Source organism: Candidatus Accumulibacter phosphatis, assembly GCF_000024165.1.
GTDB lineage: Bacteria > Pseudomonadota > Gammaproteobacteria > Burkholderiales > Rhodocyclaceae > Accumulibacter > Accumulibacter phosphatis.
The window spans coordinates 1818686-1836108 of record NC_013194.1 but is presented as its reverse complement, the minus strand read 5'-3'; the positions used below and the strand labels follow the sequence as shown (position 1 = coordinate 1836108).

Annotated in this window: 16 protein-coding genes and 1 pseudogene; 4 read left to right on the top strand and 13 right to left on the bottom strand. The window is 63.6% G+C overall.

Annotated elements, in window-relative coordinates; genetic code table 11:
* Positions 1–45 precede the first annotated feature (45 nt).
* The 8 genes from CAP2UW1_RS08090 to CAP2UW1_RS08055 all read right to left on the bottom strand — a co-directional run bounded on the left by CAP2UW1_RS08090 (position 46) and on the right by CAP2UW1_RS08055 (position 8865).
* Entirely contained in the window at positions 46–1212 is a 1167-nt protein-coding gene (locus CAP2UW1_RS08090; protein ID WP_015766153.1) for a CaiB/BaiF CoA transferase family protein, read from the bottom strand.
* A complete protein-coding gene (locus CAP2UW1_RS08085) occupies positions 1209–1709 on the bottom strand; it encodes a hypothetical protein (protein WP_041567766.1) in 501 nt (166 codons plus the stop codon). The genes CAP2UW1_RS08090 and CAP2UW1_RS08085 overlap by 4 nt, the downstream gene beginning before the upstream one ends.
* Before the next feature lie 65 nt (positions 1710–1774).
* Positions 1775–2587 carry an ABC transporter ATP-binding protein gene (locus CAP2UW1_RS08080; protein ID WP_015766151.1) on the bottom strand — a complete coding sequence of 271 codons (813 nt, stop codon included), beginning with the start codon at positions 2585–2587 and terminating at the stop codon, positions 1775–1777.
* Between the two features lie 80 nt (positions 2588–2667).
* Positions 2668–4005 (bottom strand): ABC transporter substrate-binding protein, encoded by a 1338-nt coding sequence (locus CAP2UW1_RS08075; protein WP_015766150.1) that lies wholly within the window; start codon positions 4003–4005, stop codon positions 2668–2670.
* 85 nt (positions 4006–4090) lie between these two features.
* The gene (locus CAP2UW1_RS08070; RefSeq protein ID WP_015766149.1) at positions 4091–5167 is read right to left on the bottom strand and encodes a branched-chain amino acid ABC transporter permease; all 1077 of its coding nucleotides are present in this window, start codon (positions 5165–5167) and stop codon (positions 4091–4093) included.
* Positions 5168–5182: 15 nt separating this feature from the next.
* Positions 5183–6112: a branched-chain amino acid ABC transporter permease gene (locus CAP2UW1_RS08065; RefSeq protein ID WP_015766148.1), complete on the bottom strand. Its 930-nt coding sequence runs from the start codon at positions 6110–6112 to the stop codon at positions 5183–5185.
* 12 nt (positions 6113–6124) lie between these two features.
* Complete coding sequence (locus tag CAP2UW1_RS08060) at positions 6125–6907, bottom strand: ABC transporter ATP-binding protein (protein ID WP_015766147.1); 783 nt, start codon at positions 6905–6907, stop codon at positions 6125–6127.
* Positions 6907–8865: an AMP-dependent synthetase/ligase gene (locus CAP2UW1_RS08055; protein ID WP_015766146.1), complete on the bottom strand. Its 1959-nt coding sequence runs from the start codon at positions 8863–8865 to the stop codon at positions 6907–6909. The genes CAP2UW1_RS08060 and CAP2UW1_RS08055 overlap by 1 nt, the downstream gene beginning before the upstream one ends.
* A gap of 261 nt (positions 8866–9126) precedes the next feature.
* Between CAP2UW1_RS08055 and CAP2UW1_RS08050 the strand changes: the two genes are divergently transcribed.
* The 4 genes from CAP2UW1_RS08050 to CAP2UW1_RS08035 all read left to right on the top strand — a co-directional run bounded on the left by CAP2UW1_RS08050 (position 9127) and on the right by CAP2UW1_RS08035 (position 13492).
* Positions 9127–9783, top strand: coding sequence for a Crp/Fnr family transcriptional regulator (locus CAP2UW1_RS08050; RefSeq protein ID WP_041568268.1), 657 nt, complete (start codon positions 9127–9129; stop codon positions 9781–9783).
* A gap of 179 nt (positions 9784–9962) precedes the next feature.
* On the top strand, positions 9963–10283 hold the full coding sequence (locus CAP2UW1_RS08045; RefSeq protein WP_015766144.1) for a DUF485 domain-containing protein: 321 nt from the start codon (positions 9963–9965) through the stop codon (positions 10281–10283).
* Positions 10280–11944: a cation acetate symporter gene (locus tag CAP2UW1_RS08040; protein WP_015766143.1), complete on the top strand. Its 1665-nt coding sequence runs from the start codon at positions 10280–10282 to the stop codon at positions 11942–11944. Before CAP2UW1_RS08045 ends, CAP2UW1_RS08040 begins: the two co-directional genes overlap by 4 nt.
* Positions 11945–12148: 204 nt before the next feature.
* Positions 12149–13492, top strand: a complete 1344-nt coding sequence (locus tag CAP2UW1_RS08035; RefSeq protein ID WP_041567763.1) for a carbonic anhydrase — start codon at positions 12149–12151, stop codon at positions 13490–13492.
* On the opposite strand, the gene CAP2UW1_RS08030 is transcribed toward CAP2UW1_RS08035, so the two are convergent.
* From CAP2UW1_RS08030 to CAP2UW1_RS08015, 5 genes and pseudogenes are all read right to left on the bottom strand, one after another.
* Positions 13484–14476 (bottom strand): alpha/beta fold hydrolase, encoded by a 993-nt coding sequence (locus tag CAP2UW1_RS08030; protein WP_015766141.1) that lies wholly within the window; start codon positions 14474–14476, stop codon positions 13484–13486. The genes CAP2UW1_RS08035 and CAP2UW1_RS08030 overlap by 9 nt on opposite strands.
* An 8-nt stretch (positions 14477–14484) precedes the next feature.
* A complete protein-coding gene (locus tag CAP2UW1_RS08025; RefSeq protein ID WP_015766140.1) occupies positions 14485–15276 on the bottom strand; it encodes an alpha/beta fold hydrolase in 792 nt (263 codons plus the stop codon).
* A gap of 57 nt (positions 15277–15333) precedes the next feature.
* Positions 15334–15654, bottom strand: a complete 321-nt coding sequence (locus CAP2UW1_RS08020) for a hypothetical protein (RefSeq protein ID WP_291911871.1) — start codon at positions 15652–15654, stop codon at positions 15334–15336.
* A gap of 72 nt (positions 15655–15726) precedes the next feature.
* Positions 15727–15789 (bottom strand): annotated as a pseudogene (locus CAP2UW1_RS26050) (zinc-ribbon domain-containing protein); the annotation flags it as partial.
* Between the two features lie 49 nt (positions 15790–15838).
* Entirely contained in the window at positions 15839–17065 is a 1227-nt protein-coding gene (locus CAP2UW1_RS08015; protein ID WP_199931602.1) for a hypothetical protein, read from the bottom strand.
* Positions 17066–17423 lie beyond the last annotated feature (358 nt).

Genomic DNA, 17423 nt, shown 5'->3' with positions numbered 1-17423 from the left:
GCCCAGCGCGAGCCGAAGTCGCCGGCCAACCGAAACCAGGCCGAATCAGATAACTGAGCCCGCCTGCAGGGCGGCGATCTCCTGCTCGCCGAATCCGGATTCGCGCAGAATCTCCTCGCTGTGCTCGCCCGGCGAAGGAGCCGCCCGGTCGACCGCAAAGACCCAGCCGGAAAGCTTCACCGGCGGCGCGTACTGAGTAAGCCCATCGGCCTGCACGACCATCCCGCGCGCCCGAAACTGCGGATGCTCGAGCGCCTCGGCCACATCGAGCACGGGCGTGACGCAGCAATCCACGTTGGCAAAGAAATCGCGCCAGTAAGCCTGACTTCGACTGGCGAAAAGTTCCACCAGTTCGCGACGCAAGGCGGCAGCCGCGGCGCCACGCGCGCCATGCCGTGCTTGCCAGTCGGGGCGACCGATCGCCTCGCAGAATACCTGCCAGAATTTCTGCTCGAGTGGGGCCACCGCCATGTAGCGTCCATCGGCCGTCGCATAGACGCCATAACCCGCGTCACCGCCGCTGAGAATATCGCCACCACGCGCCGGCACGGCGCCAGCGGTCTGCAGTGCGAACAAGGGGAAGAGGTTGTGCGCCAGCACGGCTTCGCTCATGGCCACGTCGACCAGGCGACCCTGCCCGGTCCGCTGCGCGTCGAAGAGTGCTGCCAGAATGCCCATCACGGCGGTCATCGCGCCGCCGAGCAAGTCGCCGACCTGTAGATTGGGAATCGCCGGCTGGCCCCCATCGATGCCGATCTGATCGAGCACACCGGCAAAGCCGATATAGTTGAGGTCGTGTCCGGCCGCCATTGCCAATGGGCCGGTCTGGCCATAGCCGGTGATCGCGCAATAGACGATCTTCGGATTGACCGCCCGCAACGCTTCGTAACCAATTCCCAGCTTGTCGCTCACCCCCGGCCGGAAGCTCTCGACGACGATGTCGGCAGCACGCGCCAAACGGAGGAGCACCTCACGGCCCTGCGCCTGCTTGAGGTCAAGCCGCAGACCGCGCTTGTTGCGGTTGACGCTGCGAAAGAAAACGCTGACGCCGTCCGGACCGTCGCCCAGGATACGCGCATAGTCGCCGGCCGCGTGATCTTCGATCTTGATCACATCGGCGCCCATATCGGCCAGATGCAGTGTGGCGACCGGACCAGGCAGCAGGCGAGTCAGGTCGAGAACACGCACACCAGTCAACGGACCGCCGCTCATCCGTCGGCCGCGCAGCGCAACAACCAGGTAGCATCCATATCGATCACCTCTCCCTTCTTCAGCGTCTGTTCGAGAAACTTCCCGCGAAACAACCAGCCGGTCGTCCCTTGTTGCGGCGACCAGGGCGTCTCCCAGTCTTCGACGGAAACCTGGACGCGCGTCACGTCGACTTCAACGGCGTCGGCACCCTTATCCACGCAAGGCATGGCGGCGGCCAGCCGCGCATGGTCCGCAGGCGTCTGGGCGGCGGCCTGCTTGCCGATGCGCGGGCAGGCCTGCGCCGTCCGTCGCGTGCGCGAAACCCCGGCAATCGAGCCCCTCAGCCAATAGACCGGCGTCCTCAACAGGAGGCCGGCGCCGCCCTCGCGAAAAATGACGCAGTCGCCAATTTGCGGATCGGACGGCAGCGCTGCCGGTCCCGCTGCCGCACCGCCCTCATCCGCCAACACCGAAACGGCCAGCACCGCCGCAGCAATGGCCCAGACGAGACGAGTCACTCGCCAGGGCGTATGGAAGGAAGATACACGCCCGGACGGATCATCGTCGAGCTCCGCATGCCGGCTCACGAAAGCCAGCGCTTGCGACGGCGGTAGTGCTTGACGTCGCGGAAGCTCTTGCGTCCGACCGAGGACAGCCCGAGGTAGAACTCCTTGACGTCTTCGTTGGCCGCCAGGTCGCCGGCCGCACCCTCCATGACCACCCGGCCATTTTCGAGGATGTAACCGAAATCGGCGTAGCGCAAGGCCATGTTGGTATTCTGCTCGGCGAGCAGGAAGGTCACGCCTTCCTTCTGGTTCAGATCCTTGACGATGGCAAATACCTCGTCGACGATCTGCGGCGCCAGGCCCATCGAGGGCTCATCGAGCAGCACCATGCGCGGGTTCGCCATCAGCGCGCGGCCGACGGCACACATCTGTTGCTCACCGCCCGAGGTATAGGCCGCCTGACTGCTGCGACGGGTCTTCAGGCGGGGGAAATACGTATAGACCTTGTCGAGAGTCTCGGCGATCGCCGCCTTGCCATCCTTGCGCGTATACGCGCCGGTCAGCAGGTTTTCCTCAATGCTCAGGTGACCGAAGCAGTGCCGACCCTCCATCACCTGAATGACGCCGCGTTTCACCAGCTCGGCCGGTGTCAGCGCCTCGATGCGCTCGTCGCGCAACTCTATCGTCCCTTTGGTCACCGCGCCTCGCTCCCCGTGCAGCAGGTTGCTGACCGCACGCAGGGTCGTCGTCTTGCCGGCGCCGTTGCCACCCAGCAGCGCGACGATCCCGCCCTCGGGAACGCTGAACGAAACGCCCTTGAGAACGAGGATCACGTGGTTGTAGATCACCTCGATGCTGTTGACTCGGAGAAGGATGTTGGCAGTGCTCATGGCGCCTCTTCGCTAAGCTGTCGGCACTCCCAGCAGCGGGAGTGCCGACAGGGGACCCGCCGTGGCGAGCCCACTGGGATCTACTTTTTGCATTCCTCTGGCGTACGCGGCTTCAGCTTCTTTTCTTCCGCATACTTGCTCGAAGCCAGCATCACCATCGGACGCAGATTCTTCTCGTCGGCCTGATACCAGTCGGAGCTGAACTCCCACTTGCTGCCATTCCAGGTGTGTACGCGCACCCAGGCCGATCCCATGTGATCGAGGCAGGAGGTCTGCACCGGCCGCATCACGCCGGCAAAGCCCATGCTGTCCAAGGTCTTCTGGTCGAGGTTGAGGTTTTCGAGACCCCAGCGAACCTGTTCGCCGGTCATGACCTTGCCCTTGCCGAAACGCTCCTGCGCCTTGCGGACGCCTTCAACCCCGAGCATGGCCGAAAGCAAACCACGCATGTAGAGCACCTGGCCAACTTCCGCTTTCGGCCCGGTGCCTTGCCCCTTCGCGTACACCTGTTCGAGCATGTCCTTGACGACCCTGGAGTTGGGTTCGGCGCCATGCTGCAGGGTCAGCGCGCTGTAGCCCTTGGCACCTTCGGCAACGTCCTTGACATCGGGCTCGGCACCTGCCCACCAGATGCCGATCATCTTGTCACGCGGATAACCCGTCGACTGCGCCTCGCGCAGCGCCGTGGAGTTCATGACTCCCCAGCCCCAGAGCAGGACATAGTCGGGCTTCTGTTGGCGAATCTGCAACCAGGTCGCCTTCTGTTCGACACCGGGGTGCGCCACAGGCAGCAGCTGCACGTCGAAACCATAGGTCTTGCCAAGTTCCTGCAGCACCGGGATGGGTTCCTTGCCGTACGGGCTGTCATGATAGACGAGGGCAATCTTCTTGCCCTTGAGCTTGGCGACGCCACCTTCCTTCTTGGCGATGTGCTGGATGGCAACATCGGCGCCGACCCAGTAGGTCCCGAGCAAGGGGAAGTTCCACGTGAAGACGGCGCCATTCTGGGATTCGCTGCGCCCGTAACCGGCCGTGATCAACGGAATCTTGTCGACCGGTGCCTTTTCGGTCAGCGCGAAGGTGACCCCTGTGGATAAGGGCTGGAACACCGTAGCGCCGCCATTCTTGCCTTTCAGGCGTTCGTAGCATTCGACGCCGCGGTCGGTCGCGTAGGCCGTCTCGCACTCCTCGAAGCTGATCTTGACGCCGTTGATCCCGCCCTTGGCATTCACCAGCTTCAGGTAATCCACATAGCCGTTGGCCCACTGAGAGCCATTGGCGGCGTAGGCGCCGGTGCGGTAAACCAGCACCGGAAAGAACTGCTCCTTGACCTGCGCCAGCGCCGCCGGCGCTGCGGCCAGCGACGATAGAACGACCGCAGTTCCCAAAGCAGTCAGAACGAGCTTGCGAAGTTTCATCAACGTCTCCTCTTGTTGGTATGGCAATACAGCGTTTGCAGAACGACTCCCGAACGGCAGCGAAACAGATCTGCCGGCAAAGCGATCAGTGCGGAAACGGCCAGAGCCGCAGTTTCTCCTTGCCCGTAGACCAGAGACGAGCGATGCCATGTGGCTCCTTGATCAGGAAGAAGATGATCAGGGCGCCGAAGATGATCAACTCGGCGTGCGAGATGCCGGCGGTCGAGATGGTGATCCCGAAAAGCCCGCCGATGGCCGGCAGGAACTGATTCAGGGCGATCGGCAGGATGACGATGAAGGCGGCCCCGAAGAAGCTGCCCATGATCGAACCGAGGCCACCGATGATCACCATGAACAGCAACTGGAACGAGCGATCGACCGAGAAAGCGGCCGGCTCCCACGAGGCGAGATGGATAAAGCCCCATAGCGCGCCGGCGGTGCCGACGAAGAAGGAACTGACGGCAAACGCCGAGAGCTTGGCAAACAGCGGCCGAATGCCGATCACCTCGGCGGCAACGTCCATGTCGCGGATCGCCATCCACTGCCGGCCGATGGCGCTACGCGTCATGTTCTTTGCCAGCAGCGCGAAGACCGTCAGCCAGCCCAGGCAGAACAGGTACTTGTCGACGGGAGCAGCAATCGGCCAGCCGAGCACCTGCAGATTGGAGACCGAGACCGAGCCGGACGAAGCGTTGTCCGTAAACCACGGAACGCGCAGAAAGACCCAGTCGGTGAAGAACTGTGCCGCCAGGGTGGCCACCGCCAGGTAGAGCCCACGCACCCGCAGGCTGGGAATGCCGAAGACTATTCCCACTGCGGCCGCGGTCAGCCCCCCCAGCAAGAGAGAAAGGAGCAACGGCAGGCCTTCGATGCGGATATGAAAGTTGTAGGCGGCATAGGCCCCGACTGCCATGAACGCCCCGGCGCCGAGGGTGATCTGCCCGCAGAAGCCGACCAGAATGTTGACGCCGAGGGCCGCCAGCGACAGGATCAGGAAGGGGATCAGGATCGCACGCAGCAGGTACTCGTCGACGAGCAGCGGAATGCCGATGAAGGCAAACACCAGGAGGCCGACAATCGCCCAGCGGTCCTGAGCGATCGGGAAGATCTGCTGATCGGCAGCGTAGGATGTCTTGAACTGCCCGTTTTCTCGATATAGCACTGGCCTGCTCCTCGATCAGACGCGGTCAATGATCTTTTCGCCGAACAGCCCTTGCGGCCTGAACAGCAGAAACACCAGGGCCAACTGGTAGGCAAACCAGATTTCGATGCCGCCGCCGATCATCGGGCCGAGATAGACCTCCGAGAGTTTTTCGCCGACGCCGATGATCAGTCCGCCGATGATCGCACCGGGAATCGACGTCAAGCCGCCGAGGATGACCACCGGCAGGCCGCGCAGCGCTACCGTCGCCAGCGAAAACTGGACACCCAGTTTGGAACCCCAGATCACCCCGGCGACCAGCGCGACGACGCCGGCGACGCACCAGACGATGACCCAGATGCGATTGAGCGGGATACCGATCGACTGCGCCGCCTGATGATCGTCGGCCACCGCCCGCAAGGCGCGTCCCGTGACCGTCTTCTGGAAAAAGAGCGCCAGCAGTGCGACAAGCACTGCCGCAATCAGCGCCGCCACGAAGTCCTCCTTGTTGATCAGCAACCCACCCTCGAAGCTTCCCTCGAGAATCATCACCGGATCCTTGGGCATGCCGATGTCGATCTTGTAGACGTCGCTGCCGAAGATGCTCGTCCCGACGCCTTCGAGCACGTAGGCGATTCCCAGGGTCGCCATCAGCAGCGTTGCACCCTCCTGGTTCACGAGATGCCGCAGGACCAGACGCTCGACAAGCCAGGCGACGACGAACATCAGCGCCCCGGCAGCGAGAAAGGCGATCGTGTTGGCCAGGAACGGGCTGTCCAGACCCAGCCAGGCCGGAATCCAGACCGCGAAACGCGCCATCGCCAGAGCGGCGAACAGTACCATTGCCCCCTGAGCGAAGTTGAAGACTCCCGAGGCCTTGAAAATCAGGACAAAGCCGAGGGCGACCAGGGAATACAGCATGCCGGCCATCAGGCCACCGATCAACGTTTCCAGAAAAAAACCCATCAGACTCTCTCCTCAGTGGCTGGCGCCAAGATAGGCACTGATGACTTCGGGATTGGCGCGGACGGCGTCCGGCGCGCCGTCGCCGATCTTCTTGCCGTAGTCGAGAACCACCACGCGGTCGGAGATATCCATGACCACGGCCATGTCGTGTTCGATCAGCACGATCGTCGTGCCGAACTGGTCATTGACATCGAGGATGAAGCGGCACATGTCCTGCTTCTCCTCGACGTTCATTCCGGCCATCGGCTCGTCGAGCAGCAGAATGCTCGGCTCCATCGCCAGCGCGCGCCCGAGGTCGACGCGCTTCTGCAGGCCGTAGGGCAGGCGACCCACCGGCGTCTTGCGAATATGCTGGATCTCGAGGAAATCGATCACTTCCTCGACCTTGGCGCGATGGGCCAGTTCCTCGCGCCGCGCCGGCCCCCACCAGAAGGCCTGCTGGATCAGGTTGCTGCGGATCTTCAGGTTGCGCCCGGTCATCAGGTTGTCGATGACGTTCATCCCCTTGAACAGGGCAATGTTCTGAAAGGTCCGCGAGATGCCGGCTTTGGCGGCCTTGTAGGGGTTCATCTTGCTGAAGTGCTGACCGCGCAGGACGATCTCTCCCTGCTGCGGCCGGTAGACGCCGTTGATGACGTTGAGCATCGAACTCTTGCCGGCGCCGTTCGGGCCGATGATGGCTCGAATCTCGTGTTCGCGGACGTCGAAGGAAATGTCGGTGAGCGCCTTCACGCCGCCAAAGGACAGAGAAACGTTCTTCAGGTCGAGGATGACTTCGCCGATCTGCCGACTCATCAGGCGGCCCTCCCGGCGATGCCGAAGGTCTTCACATCGCGGATCGCCAGATCGGCCGCCACCTTGCCTTGCCGCCCGTCCTCGAACTTGACCGCCGTCTCGATGAACTGGCTGCTCCTGCCGCTGTACAGCGCATCGATCAATACGGCGTACTTCTCGGCGACGAAGTTCCGGCGCACCTTGCGCGTCCGCGTCAATTCGTCGTCGTCCGGATCGAGTTCCTTGTGCAGGATCAGGAAGCGATGAATCTGCGAATCGGCGAGGGCGCCCTCGCCCACCAGTTCGCCATTGACCTGCTCGATCGACTCCTGGATCAAGGCATGGACTTCCGACTTCGCGGCCAGATCGGTATAACCCGAATAGGCGATTCCGCGCCGCTCGGCCCAGTTGCCGACGGCACCGATGTCGATGTTGATGAAGGCGCAGACCATCTCGCGGCGATCCCCGAAAACCACCGCCTCCTTGATGTACGGGAAGAACTTGAGTTTGTTCTCCAGGTAGTTGGGTGCATACATCGCCCCGTTGGCCAGCTTGCCGACATCCTTGGCGCGGTCGATGATCTTCAGATGCCCGTCGTCGTCAAACAGGCCCGCGTCGCCGGTCATGAAGTAACCTTCGGCGTTGATCGCCTCGGCCGTTGCGTCGGGGCGCTTGTAGTACTCCTTGAGCAGCATCGGGCCCTTGACCAGGATCTCGCCGTTGTCGGCGATCTTCACCTCGACTCCCGGCGCTGGCTTGCCGACGCTGTCGAACTTGATCTCGCCATCGGGCTGCAGACAGACGTAGGCACAGGTCTCGGTCTGACCGTAAAGCTGCTTGAGATTGATGCCGATCGAGCGATAGAATCGAAACAGATCCGGGCCGATCGCCGCGCCCGCCGTATAGGCGACCCGGATACGACTCATGCCGAGCACGTTCTTCAACGGACCGTAGACCAGGAGGTTGCCGAGCGCGTAAAGCAGGCGATCGGCAAGTGGCACCGGCTGGCGGTCGAGGATCTCGGCACCGCTGCGGCGAGCGACCGCCATGAACGCGTGAAACATCTTCTGCTTGATCAGGCTGGCGTCCTCCATGCGGATCATCACCTGCGTCAGCAGGTTTTCGAAGACGCGCGGCGGAGCGAAGTAATAGGTGGGGCCGATCTCGCGCAGATCGGTCATCACCGTCTCGGCAGACTCCGGACAGTTGATCGTGAAGCCGGTGACCATCGCCTGGGCAAAGGAGAAGAGGTGGTCGCCCACCCAGGCCATCGGCAGGTACGAGAGGATGTCTTCATCGGCGCTCAGATGATCGAATTCCGCCCCGCCACGCGCCGCACTGATGAAGGCGTGATGCGTCAGGCGCACGCCCTTCGGTTTGCCCGTCGTCCCGGACGTGTACAGCATGACGCTCACATCATCGGCGCTGCCGGCGGCGACTTCGCCGGTCAGCAGATCCGGATGGTTGCGATTGTGGATCCTCCCCATCGCCATCAACTCGCGAATGTCGTGGATGAACGGCAAGGTGTAGTGGCGCATGCCGCGCGGATCGTCGTAGAGCACGTGCTCGAGCTGCGGCAGCTGAGCCTGTATCTCGAGCACCTTGTCGACCTGCTCCTGGTCCTCGACGAAGACAAAACGGACTTCGGCGTCAAGCAGCACGAACAGCATCTCGTTGGCCACGGCGTCCTGATACAGCGGCAGCGGCACGCCGCCGAGGCACTGCACGGCCGTCATCATCATGTACATGCGCGGACGATTGTCGCCAACGATGGCCAGATTCTCGCCGCGCTGGAAACCCATCTCGGCGAGGCCGCAGGCGAGTGCGCGCACCTCGTCGGCGACGGCGGTCCAGGTCCACGACTGCCAGATGCCCAGATCCTTCTCGCGCATCGCCGTCTTGCCGCCGCGAACCTGTGCATGGTGAATCAGCAAGCGAGGAAAGGTGTCCAGCGCTTGCGGAGAAGCGCTCTCCGCCATCTTGTCTCCTCCGGTGCCTTCACCGCCAGCCGCGCGGCGGGAAGCCCTTGTCGTTTATGTGCAACGCTTGATTCTAGTCCGTTTTCGTCGGCAATCATTGTGCAGCGCGGCATCGCTTGCCGCTGCGGCGAAGGCGCTCTGCACAACGCCACAGCGAACCTTCGCCGGAGTCTAAGCGCTTCTGCCGCCTATAATTGTCGCCTGCGAGACAATTCGGATACGCTTGTGTTGATCGAACCACGGATTCAGTCGCTCGACGACATGCTGTGCGCCTCCTGCTGGGCCCGGCAACTGTCGGCAGACGAACTCGATCAGGTCAGGCGGGACACCTTTGTGCGCACCATCCCTGCCGGCGGTTATGTCTGCATGAAGGGGGAAGCGGTCGACTACTGGCTGGGCATCGTCGACGGTCTCGCCAAGATGGCCAGCAACTGGCGCACCGGCAAGGCGACGAGCTTCGTCGGCCTGTCCAGCGGCAGCTGGTTCGGCGAAGGCTCGCTGATGAAGGACGAGCCGCGGCGCTACGACGTGATCGCCCTGCGCGAATCGCGGATCGCCTACATGAAGCGCAGCCGGTTTCAACACTTGCTCGACCACAGCATCCCCTTCAACCGGTTCCTGCTGCTCCAGCTCAACGAGCGCCTCAGCCAGTTCATCGGCATGATCGAGCACGAACGACTGCTCGACAGCGATTCTCGACTCGCTCGCTGCCTGGCCTCGATGTTCAATCCCCTGCTCTACCCCGGCAGCAGCCTGGAACTGCGCATCTCCCAGGAAGAAATCGGCCTGCTCGCCGGCATTTCGCGCCAGCGCGTCAACCAGGCTCTCCACAAGCTCGAAGAAGCCGGACTGCTGCGCATCGACTATGGCACCCTGACCATCCTTGACCTTGCCGGGCTGCGCAGTTTCGGCGAGTAGGCCAGCCGGCGAATGCCCAGCTCCGTAGCGCGCGTCGACCCAAGCGATTTCGGGAACAGCGGAATTGAACAAGTCATTGATCTGGGTTAGTATTCCGCGCGGCGAGGGGAGGCGCTTGTCCACACCCAGTCAATCTGTTGTGAAACCGCGTCACAAAACAAGAGTGGAGGAAGCAAACAATGAGTAGCGTTATGTACGAGCGAATGCGGGTCAATCCCAAATTCCAGAAGCTGGTCAGCGAGCGGGGACGCTTCGCGTGGACCTTGTCGGCCATTGTGCTGATCCTGTTCTACGGTTTCTTCATGCTGGTCGCCTTCAACCCAGGGCTATTGGCAAAGAAGATCGCCGAGGGATCGATGTGGCCGATCGGCTACACCATCGAGTTATGCCTGTTCGTCTTTTTCTGGCTGCTGACGGTCGTCTACGTTCGCCGCGCCAACGGTGAGTTCGATGACCTGACCGCCGACCTGATCAAAGACGCCCAGAAGGAGAAGCTATGATGCATCGACTGATAACCGCTCTCACCCTGCTCGCTGCCTCCGGCATGGCTCTTGCCGGTCCAGCCATGGATGCGAGCGGAGCCAAGCAGGCTACCAACTGGCACGCGATCATCATGTTCCTGATCTTCGTCGCGATGACCATGGGCATCACCTACTGGGCGGCCGGCCGCACCAAGTCCACTGCCGACTTCTATACTGCCGGCGGCGGCATCACCGGCTTCCAGAACGGACTGGCGATTGCCGGCGACTACATGTCGGCGGCAACCCTGCTCGGACTGACGGCGATGGCCTATACCTCCGGCTATGACGCCTACATCTACATGCTGGCGTTCTTCGCCGGGTGGCCGATCATCCTCTTCCTGATGGCCGAGCGCCTGCGCAACCTGGGCCGTTTCACCTTTGCCGACATCACCTCGTATCGGCTTGACCAGGGCAAGGTGCGGACGATGGCCGCGATCTCGTCGCTGGTGGTGGTCGTCTTCTACCTGATCGCGCAGATGGTCGGTGCCGGGCAGTTGATCAAGCTGCTCTTCGGCCTCGACTACAACATCGCGATCTTCGTGGTCGGCATCCTGATGATGGTCTACGTCACCCTCGGCGGTATGGTCGCGACGACCTGGGTGCAGATCATCAAGGCCTGCATGTTGCTCTTCGGCGGTACGCTGACCCTGCTCCTGGCCTACTGGCAGTTCGGATTTTCGCTGACGACGTTGCTCGAGAAGGTGGAAGCCGTGCACAAGCTCGGTCCCAAGCTGATGGCCCCGGGCAGCCTGCTGGCCGATCCGATCACGGCAATCTCCCTCGGTCTCGGCCTGATGTTCGGTACTGCGGGTCTGCCGCACATCCTGATGCGCTTCTTCACCGTCGGCAACGCCAAGGAAGCGCGCAAGTCGGTGCTCTACGCCTCCGGCTTTGTCGGCTTCTTCTTCAACGTGATCTTCCTCATGGGACTGTGCGCGGTCATCATCGTCGGCCAGAACCCCGAGTTCTTCGAAGGTGGCGTGGTCGGCGGCAAGATCATCGGCGGCGGCAACATGGTCGCCATGCACCTGGCCAAGGCCGTCGGCGGCAACATGCTGCTCGGCTTCCTGGCGGCGGTGGCCTTCGCGACCATCCTGGCGGTTGTTTCGGGTCTGGCCCTGGCCGGTGCCTCGGCGATCTCGCATGACATCTACGCGCGCGTGATCCGCAAGGGACAGGCGACCGAGAAGGAAGAGATTCGCGTGTCGCGCTTCGCCACCATCGGTCTCGGCATGCTCGCGATCGTGCTGGGCATCCTGTTCGAGAAGATGAACATCGCGTTCATGGTCGGTCTGGCCTTCGGCGTCGCTGCTGCGGCCAACTTCCCGGTGCTGATCCTGTCGATGTACTGGAAGGGCCTGACAACTCGCGGCGCGCTGTGGGGCGGTTACGGCGGCGTCATTTCCGCTGTGCTGTTCGTCCTCTTCTCGAAGTCGGTGTGGGTCGACGTGCTGGGCAACAAGGCTGCCTTGTTCCCCTACACGCAGCCGGCGCTGTTCGCGATGCCGATCGCGTTCATCTTCGCCTACATCTTCTCCAAGAGTGACACCGGGCCCCGCTCGAAGCTCGAGAAAGAGGCGTTCGAAGACCAGTACGTGCGCGCACAGACCGGTTTCGGCGCTTCCGGTGCCAGCCACTGAGCGACCCATCCTGTAGCACGACCCTGGCGGACCCGAACAGTCCCGCCAGGGGCCTCAAACGCCGGCCATCTCCTAGCTCTCAGCGAAGGACATGGCCGGCGGCTTTTCCCCACCGCCAGTCGCACTTGCGGCACTCGGATTAAAGTTCGCGGACATTCGTCCGTGAAGGAGATGATAGTCACCACCACGGACGGGACTCCCAGCATGCATCCAGTCATCAGGCTTTCTTCCGCCTTCCTCGTGCTCTCCCTGCTGCCCCCGGGGGTCGGCGCTGCCTGGCAGGTCATCTCTGCCGAGCCGGGCAAGCGTGTCGAGATCGACCGCGCCAGCATCAGGAAGGACGAGACCGGAAAGTCCGTAGCGCAAGGACGGATCGTTCTTGAAAAGCCGATCGTCGACCCGAAGACGTCGTCTTCCTACCGGATCGTCGAGGCTGTCAACCGCTACGACTGTGCGTCACGCAGCTACAGCACGCTGAAGCGGAGCTATTTCAAGGACGAAGGCGACCTGCTCCGCGAGGAGGAAGTCAAGGTCCAGATCGAAATGCCCGTCCGCACCGGCATGCTCGACGACAAGCTGCTGCGCGAGGTCTGCCGCCCGAAACCGGGCCCTGACGCGGCGACGGCAGCGAGCAAGGTCGCCGACAAGGTCAACCAGGCGGCCGGCGAACTGCGCAAGGCCAACGAAGCGCTGGTCCAGAAGGAAGTCAAGCGAGCGAACCTGCAGACACCGAACGTCGACAAGGCCGAAGCCGAGCCGAGATCGTCACCGGCCGCCAAACCGACTGCTGCCGCCGCCATGCCGGCGCGGGTCCATTCGGCCAGGCCCGCAGCGCCAAGACCCGGCGAGACCTCTCCGGCCATCGCACACGCGCATGGCCACTGGGCGTACGAGGGCGAAGGCGGACCCGACAACTGGGGCAAGCTCAAGCCCGAATACGCGACCTGCGCGACGGGCAAGCGCCAGTCGCCGATCGATATCCGCGACGGCTTTCGCGTCGACCTGGAACCGATTCAATTCGTCTATCGCCCGTCGCAGTTTCGTGTCGTCGACAACGGCCATACCGTACAGGTCGAGGTCAGCGGCAGCAGCATCAGCCTGCTCGGCAGAAGCTATGACCTGACCCAGTTCCATTTCCACCGTCCTTCAGAAGAACGCGTGAACGGCAAGGCCTTCGACATGGTCGCCCACCTGGTCCACCGGGCCGAGGACGGCAGGATCGCCGTGGTCGCCGTGCTCCTCGAAAAGGGACTCGAAAACCCGGTCATCCAGAGCGTCTGGAACAACCTGCCACTGGAGAAGAACGAGTATGTCACGCCGCCGGAGTTGAGCATCGACGTGTCCCAGTTGCTGCCGCAGGACCACAGCTACTACACCTACATGGGTTCGCTGACGACGCCGCCGTGCAGCGAAGGCGTCCTCTGGCTGGTCCTCCGGCAGCCGCAGCAGATCTCGCCGGAACAGCTGGCCATCTTCTCGCGTCTGTATCGAAACAACGCCCGCCCGGTGCAGCCAAACTTCGCGCGGATGATCAAGGAATCACGTTGATCGACGCGGCCCCAGCCCGCTGGCCGCCGACGCTTCGGCATCCCGGCAGTGGCTGACGACGGCCTGCAGCAGGAGCTTCTGCACCGCCGGGGGCAGGTCGTGTCCCATTCCCCTGATGATCGCCAGCCGGGCACCGGCAATGTGTTTCGCCGTATCGTACCCGGCAGCCACCGGCACCAGCGGATCGTCGGCACCGTGAATGACCAGCGTGGGGGTACGGATTTTCGCCAGTTCCCTGCGTCGATCACCAGCCGCAATGATCGCCAGCAACTGTTGATAGTGCCCGGCCGCGTAGTTCGCCCGCCGGATGGCGCGCGCCAATTGCTCGCGCAGATCCGCCTGGTCGGAGGGAAATCCCGGACTGCCGATGACCCCGAACACTCGCATCAGGTGGTCGAGCTGGCTGCTCGGATCATCGGGTCTCGCCGGTCGGCGTAGCAGTTGCCGCAAGACGGCCGGCTTGCCGCAGGCGACACGCCAGTTGCCGCTCGACGACATGATCGAGGTCAGGCTCAGCAGGCGATCCGGGTAGCGCGCCGCCATGCACTGGGCAATCATGCCCCCCATCGAGACGCCGACCAAATGGGTGCGTGCGACCTGCAAGGCGTCGAGCAGGCCGATCGCATCGTCGGCCATGTCGCTCAGCCGGTAGGGCGAACGAACCGGCAAGCCGAGCACGCCGCGAGCGATCGACGGCAGTAGCCGGGGCCGCTGCCGCCAGTCGATGTGAGTCGAATGGCCAACGTCACGGTTGTCGAAGCGGATGACGCGAAAGCCGCTGCCGACCAGACTCTCACAGAAAGCATCCGGCCAGGCAATCAACTGCATGCCGAGGCCCATGATCAACAGGATCGCTGACGAGCCTCGATCACCCAGCGTCTGATAACAGATGTCGATGCCGTTCGCGCGTGCCATCGCCTCGCCGCCGACCTGCCCCGGATCGGCCTGCTGGCCAGGCGGCGCGCCCCCGCCGACACGGCTCACCTTGACCCTCAGTAGCTCGCCGGACGGCGGGGATCGGGATAAAGGTAGCTCCGCAAGCCCGATCGGTCGAAGGGACGCCAGTCGCCTTCGGCTTGGGCAAGCCGATCGGCAAGTGCGTAGAGCGTCAGCGGGTTGAGACCCATACCCAGATGGCTGGCCTGCACCTCGATGTTGTCGGTGTGCGGGCTCTCGCGCTCGAGGCTGCACTGCCAGGCGACGACGCCGTCGCTGCGGCTGAAGATCGAGGTCGTCGGTACCGGCGGCGGCGACCGCAGCGGCTCGTGGATGTCGGGGGCGCCGATCTTGTGGCCAGTCGCCCATTCGTAGATGCGCCAGGCGTTGGTGGCTTTCGGATGGCCGGTGAAGGGTGTTCCCATGGTGATCACCTGGCGGACCACATCCGGTCGCGCCTTGGCCAACTCGCGCGCGTAGAGACCGCCGAGGCTCCAGCCAATCAGGCTGAGCGATCGACCATGCTCTTGTGACAGCTTGTCCAGGCGCTCCAGGCAGGCATCGATCACGCCCGCGCGTGGCCCGCGATTGATTCCGAGGCCCCAGGGGTAAGTGGCGTAGCCTCGACTGCTCAGATAATTGCGCAGCGGCAGCGTCGACAAGTCGCCGGTAATCAGACCGGGGAAGACCAGCACCGGGTGACCATCGCCGCGCGGCGCGAGACTGAGCAGCGGTGTCGCCGCAAGGCTCGCGCCGTACTCCCAGCCGGCGCGCATCTCCAGCGCCAGCCTGACCCAGCCCGGCGACCGCAAGAGGCCAAGTTCATACCACTGATGGGGTTCGTACATCCGTCTCCTCCTCGCATCCGCCGCGACAAGCCCGCCGGTTGCCTGCCCACACGCACGTCAGCGATTGACCGTTGTGCGCTTGTTCTGATCCTGAACACTGGTCCGGGCACGCGCCTGCGCCTCTGCCTCTTCCACAGCGATGTGCTTGTCCAGCAGCGCCTGCGCGGCCGTGATCTCGGCCGCTTCAGCCACTCTTTCGGCGGCAACCCGACGCTGCTCTTCATCGGCCAGCTGGCGCACGATCTGGTCGTCGGTCCTGCTCCAGCCCCAATAGCCGACACCACCCACCAGGGCGACAACCAGCGCCGCCGCGCCGGCCCACAGCGCTGGCCTGCCAGCAGGCGAGGAGGTTGACGGCGCCGCTGCAGGAACAGTCATCGCCGCTGCCGCGGGCGCTGGAGGGCCGACCGGCATCGACTGGGACAGTGGCAGTCCAGCCGTCTGGCGTGCGCCGCAATCCGGGCAAAACTTGCTCTCCGGCGCGATGGCCTTGCCACAATTCGTGCAAAACATGTTGAATCCCCGATGTCCAGGCCGTGCCGTCGCGTTTCGCGAACCGCGCCTAGCACTTACCCGAGGCAGCACAGGCGCTGACTCGCTGCATGTTTTCCTCCACCCGCTCGCTGAAGCCGTTGAGCATCTCCTGCAGGTCGGTCAGGCGAACCAGAACGACCTCGCCCGGCAGGCAACTGCTCGAGCCACTGGCGACCACCTTCATTTCGGCGAAGGCGCCTTCCCCGGCAGGCAGCTTCGAGAACCCGATCAGATCACCAGTGTTCAGGAAGCACTCTACGCCCGCGGACGCCTGCGCCACGTTGAGCGGTTGCGCAGTCTGGAACAGGTAGATTCGCGCATAGCCGGAGGCCAGCACGTCGGCAAGCACCAGGGGACGACCATTCTGATGCATGGCGACACTGAGGCGCACCTGTTTGCGCACTTGCTGGCGGACTTCTTCGGGAATCTGTATGGGCACCGCACTGCCCACCGCCTCCTGGACCCGTGACGATGCCGCTTGCACATCCACCCCTGCCAATTGATCCTTGAGCGCCGCGTTGCCCTGAACGCTGGTCTTCACGTGCTGCCGCACCGTCGTCATCTGGCTGCGCAGCGTCGCCGCTTCAGGCGCATCATAGACCGGGGACGCCCCGTAAGGGGTCGAATAAGCGTAACCCTCTTCAAACGCCGACGAGATCTGCATATCCCCCATCAAGGCCAGCGGATCGTTGTAGCTCGTGACCGGCGAAGCAAAGGCCACCCAGGTCGCCGCTGCCACCACCACCGGCACCGCGAAGCGCGCGTAATGACCGCGGTAGTCATCCGGCACGAAGCGCGACGGGCGGTACTGGGCCACCGGCGCACCGTGGATGTAGACCACGTCGTACCGACGAACCACGGGCCTCGGTTCATACTCCGGCCGGCCGTTCCACCAGCGTGCGTAACGCGTCCGCTCGATCATTCGGCGCTCACGGCCATCCTGATCACGGAAGGAAGTGAAGCGATCCTGAAAAACCGGTCTGCCATCGGGCAGTACCGCCGCTCGCAGGCCATTACGGTGGGTGACGAAGCTCGTCCCACTCCCCACGGAACGACGTTCGAAATCACGCCCCTGGGTCACCAGACGGCCATCCGCATAGACACGGGTCGTTGTCCCGTCGCGCGTATCGTCGGTCTGCTTGAAACCGGTCACGCGCTTCGTCCCGTCGGGCAACTGCTGCTGCGAGACCACGATCTGCGAACCGTCGGCGTTCTTCTGACGAATGTCGAAGCTGTTGCGATTGCCGTGCGGCACCACGCTGGTCGCCGCATCGACAACGACCGCTTGCGCTGGTGTCGACCGGCGTCCATCCGGGGCGGGCCGACGGACATCAGACGACTGCTGAGCTTGCGCGGGTAGCGAAGCCTGCCCTGGCTGGCCCGCTGGCCGAGTGACAGCAGGTGCTTCGGCTAGGCCCGGCGCGCTCACGGGCGCGGTCGCGGGCGCTTGACCCGGCGCGACTGGCTCACGCGGCCGGTGTCCATCCGACGGCGCCAATTGAGCTTGTGCCGCCGCCGGTGCGGGCTGGACCGACGGCCCGAGCACAGCGGATGCTGGCGGTTTTCCCGGCACGGCCGCGGTCGCTGGCGTCTGCAACACGAGGCCGGACTGG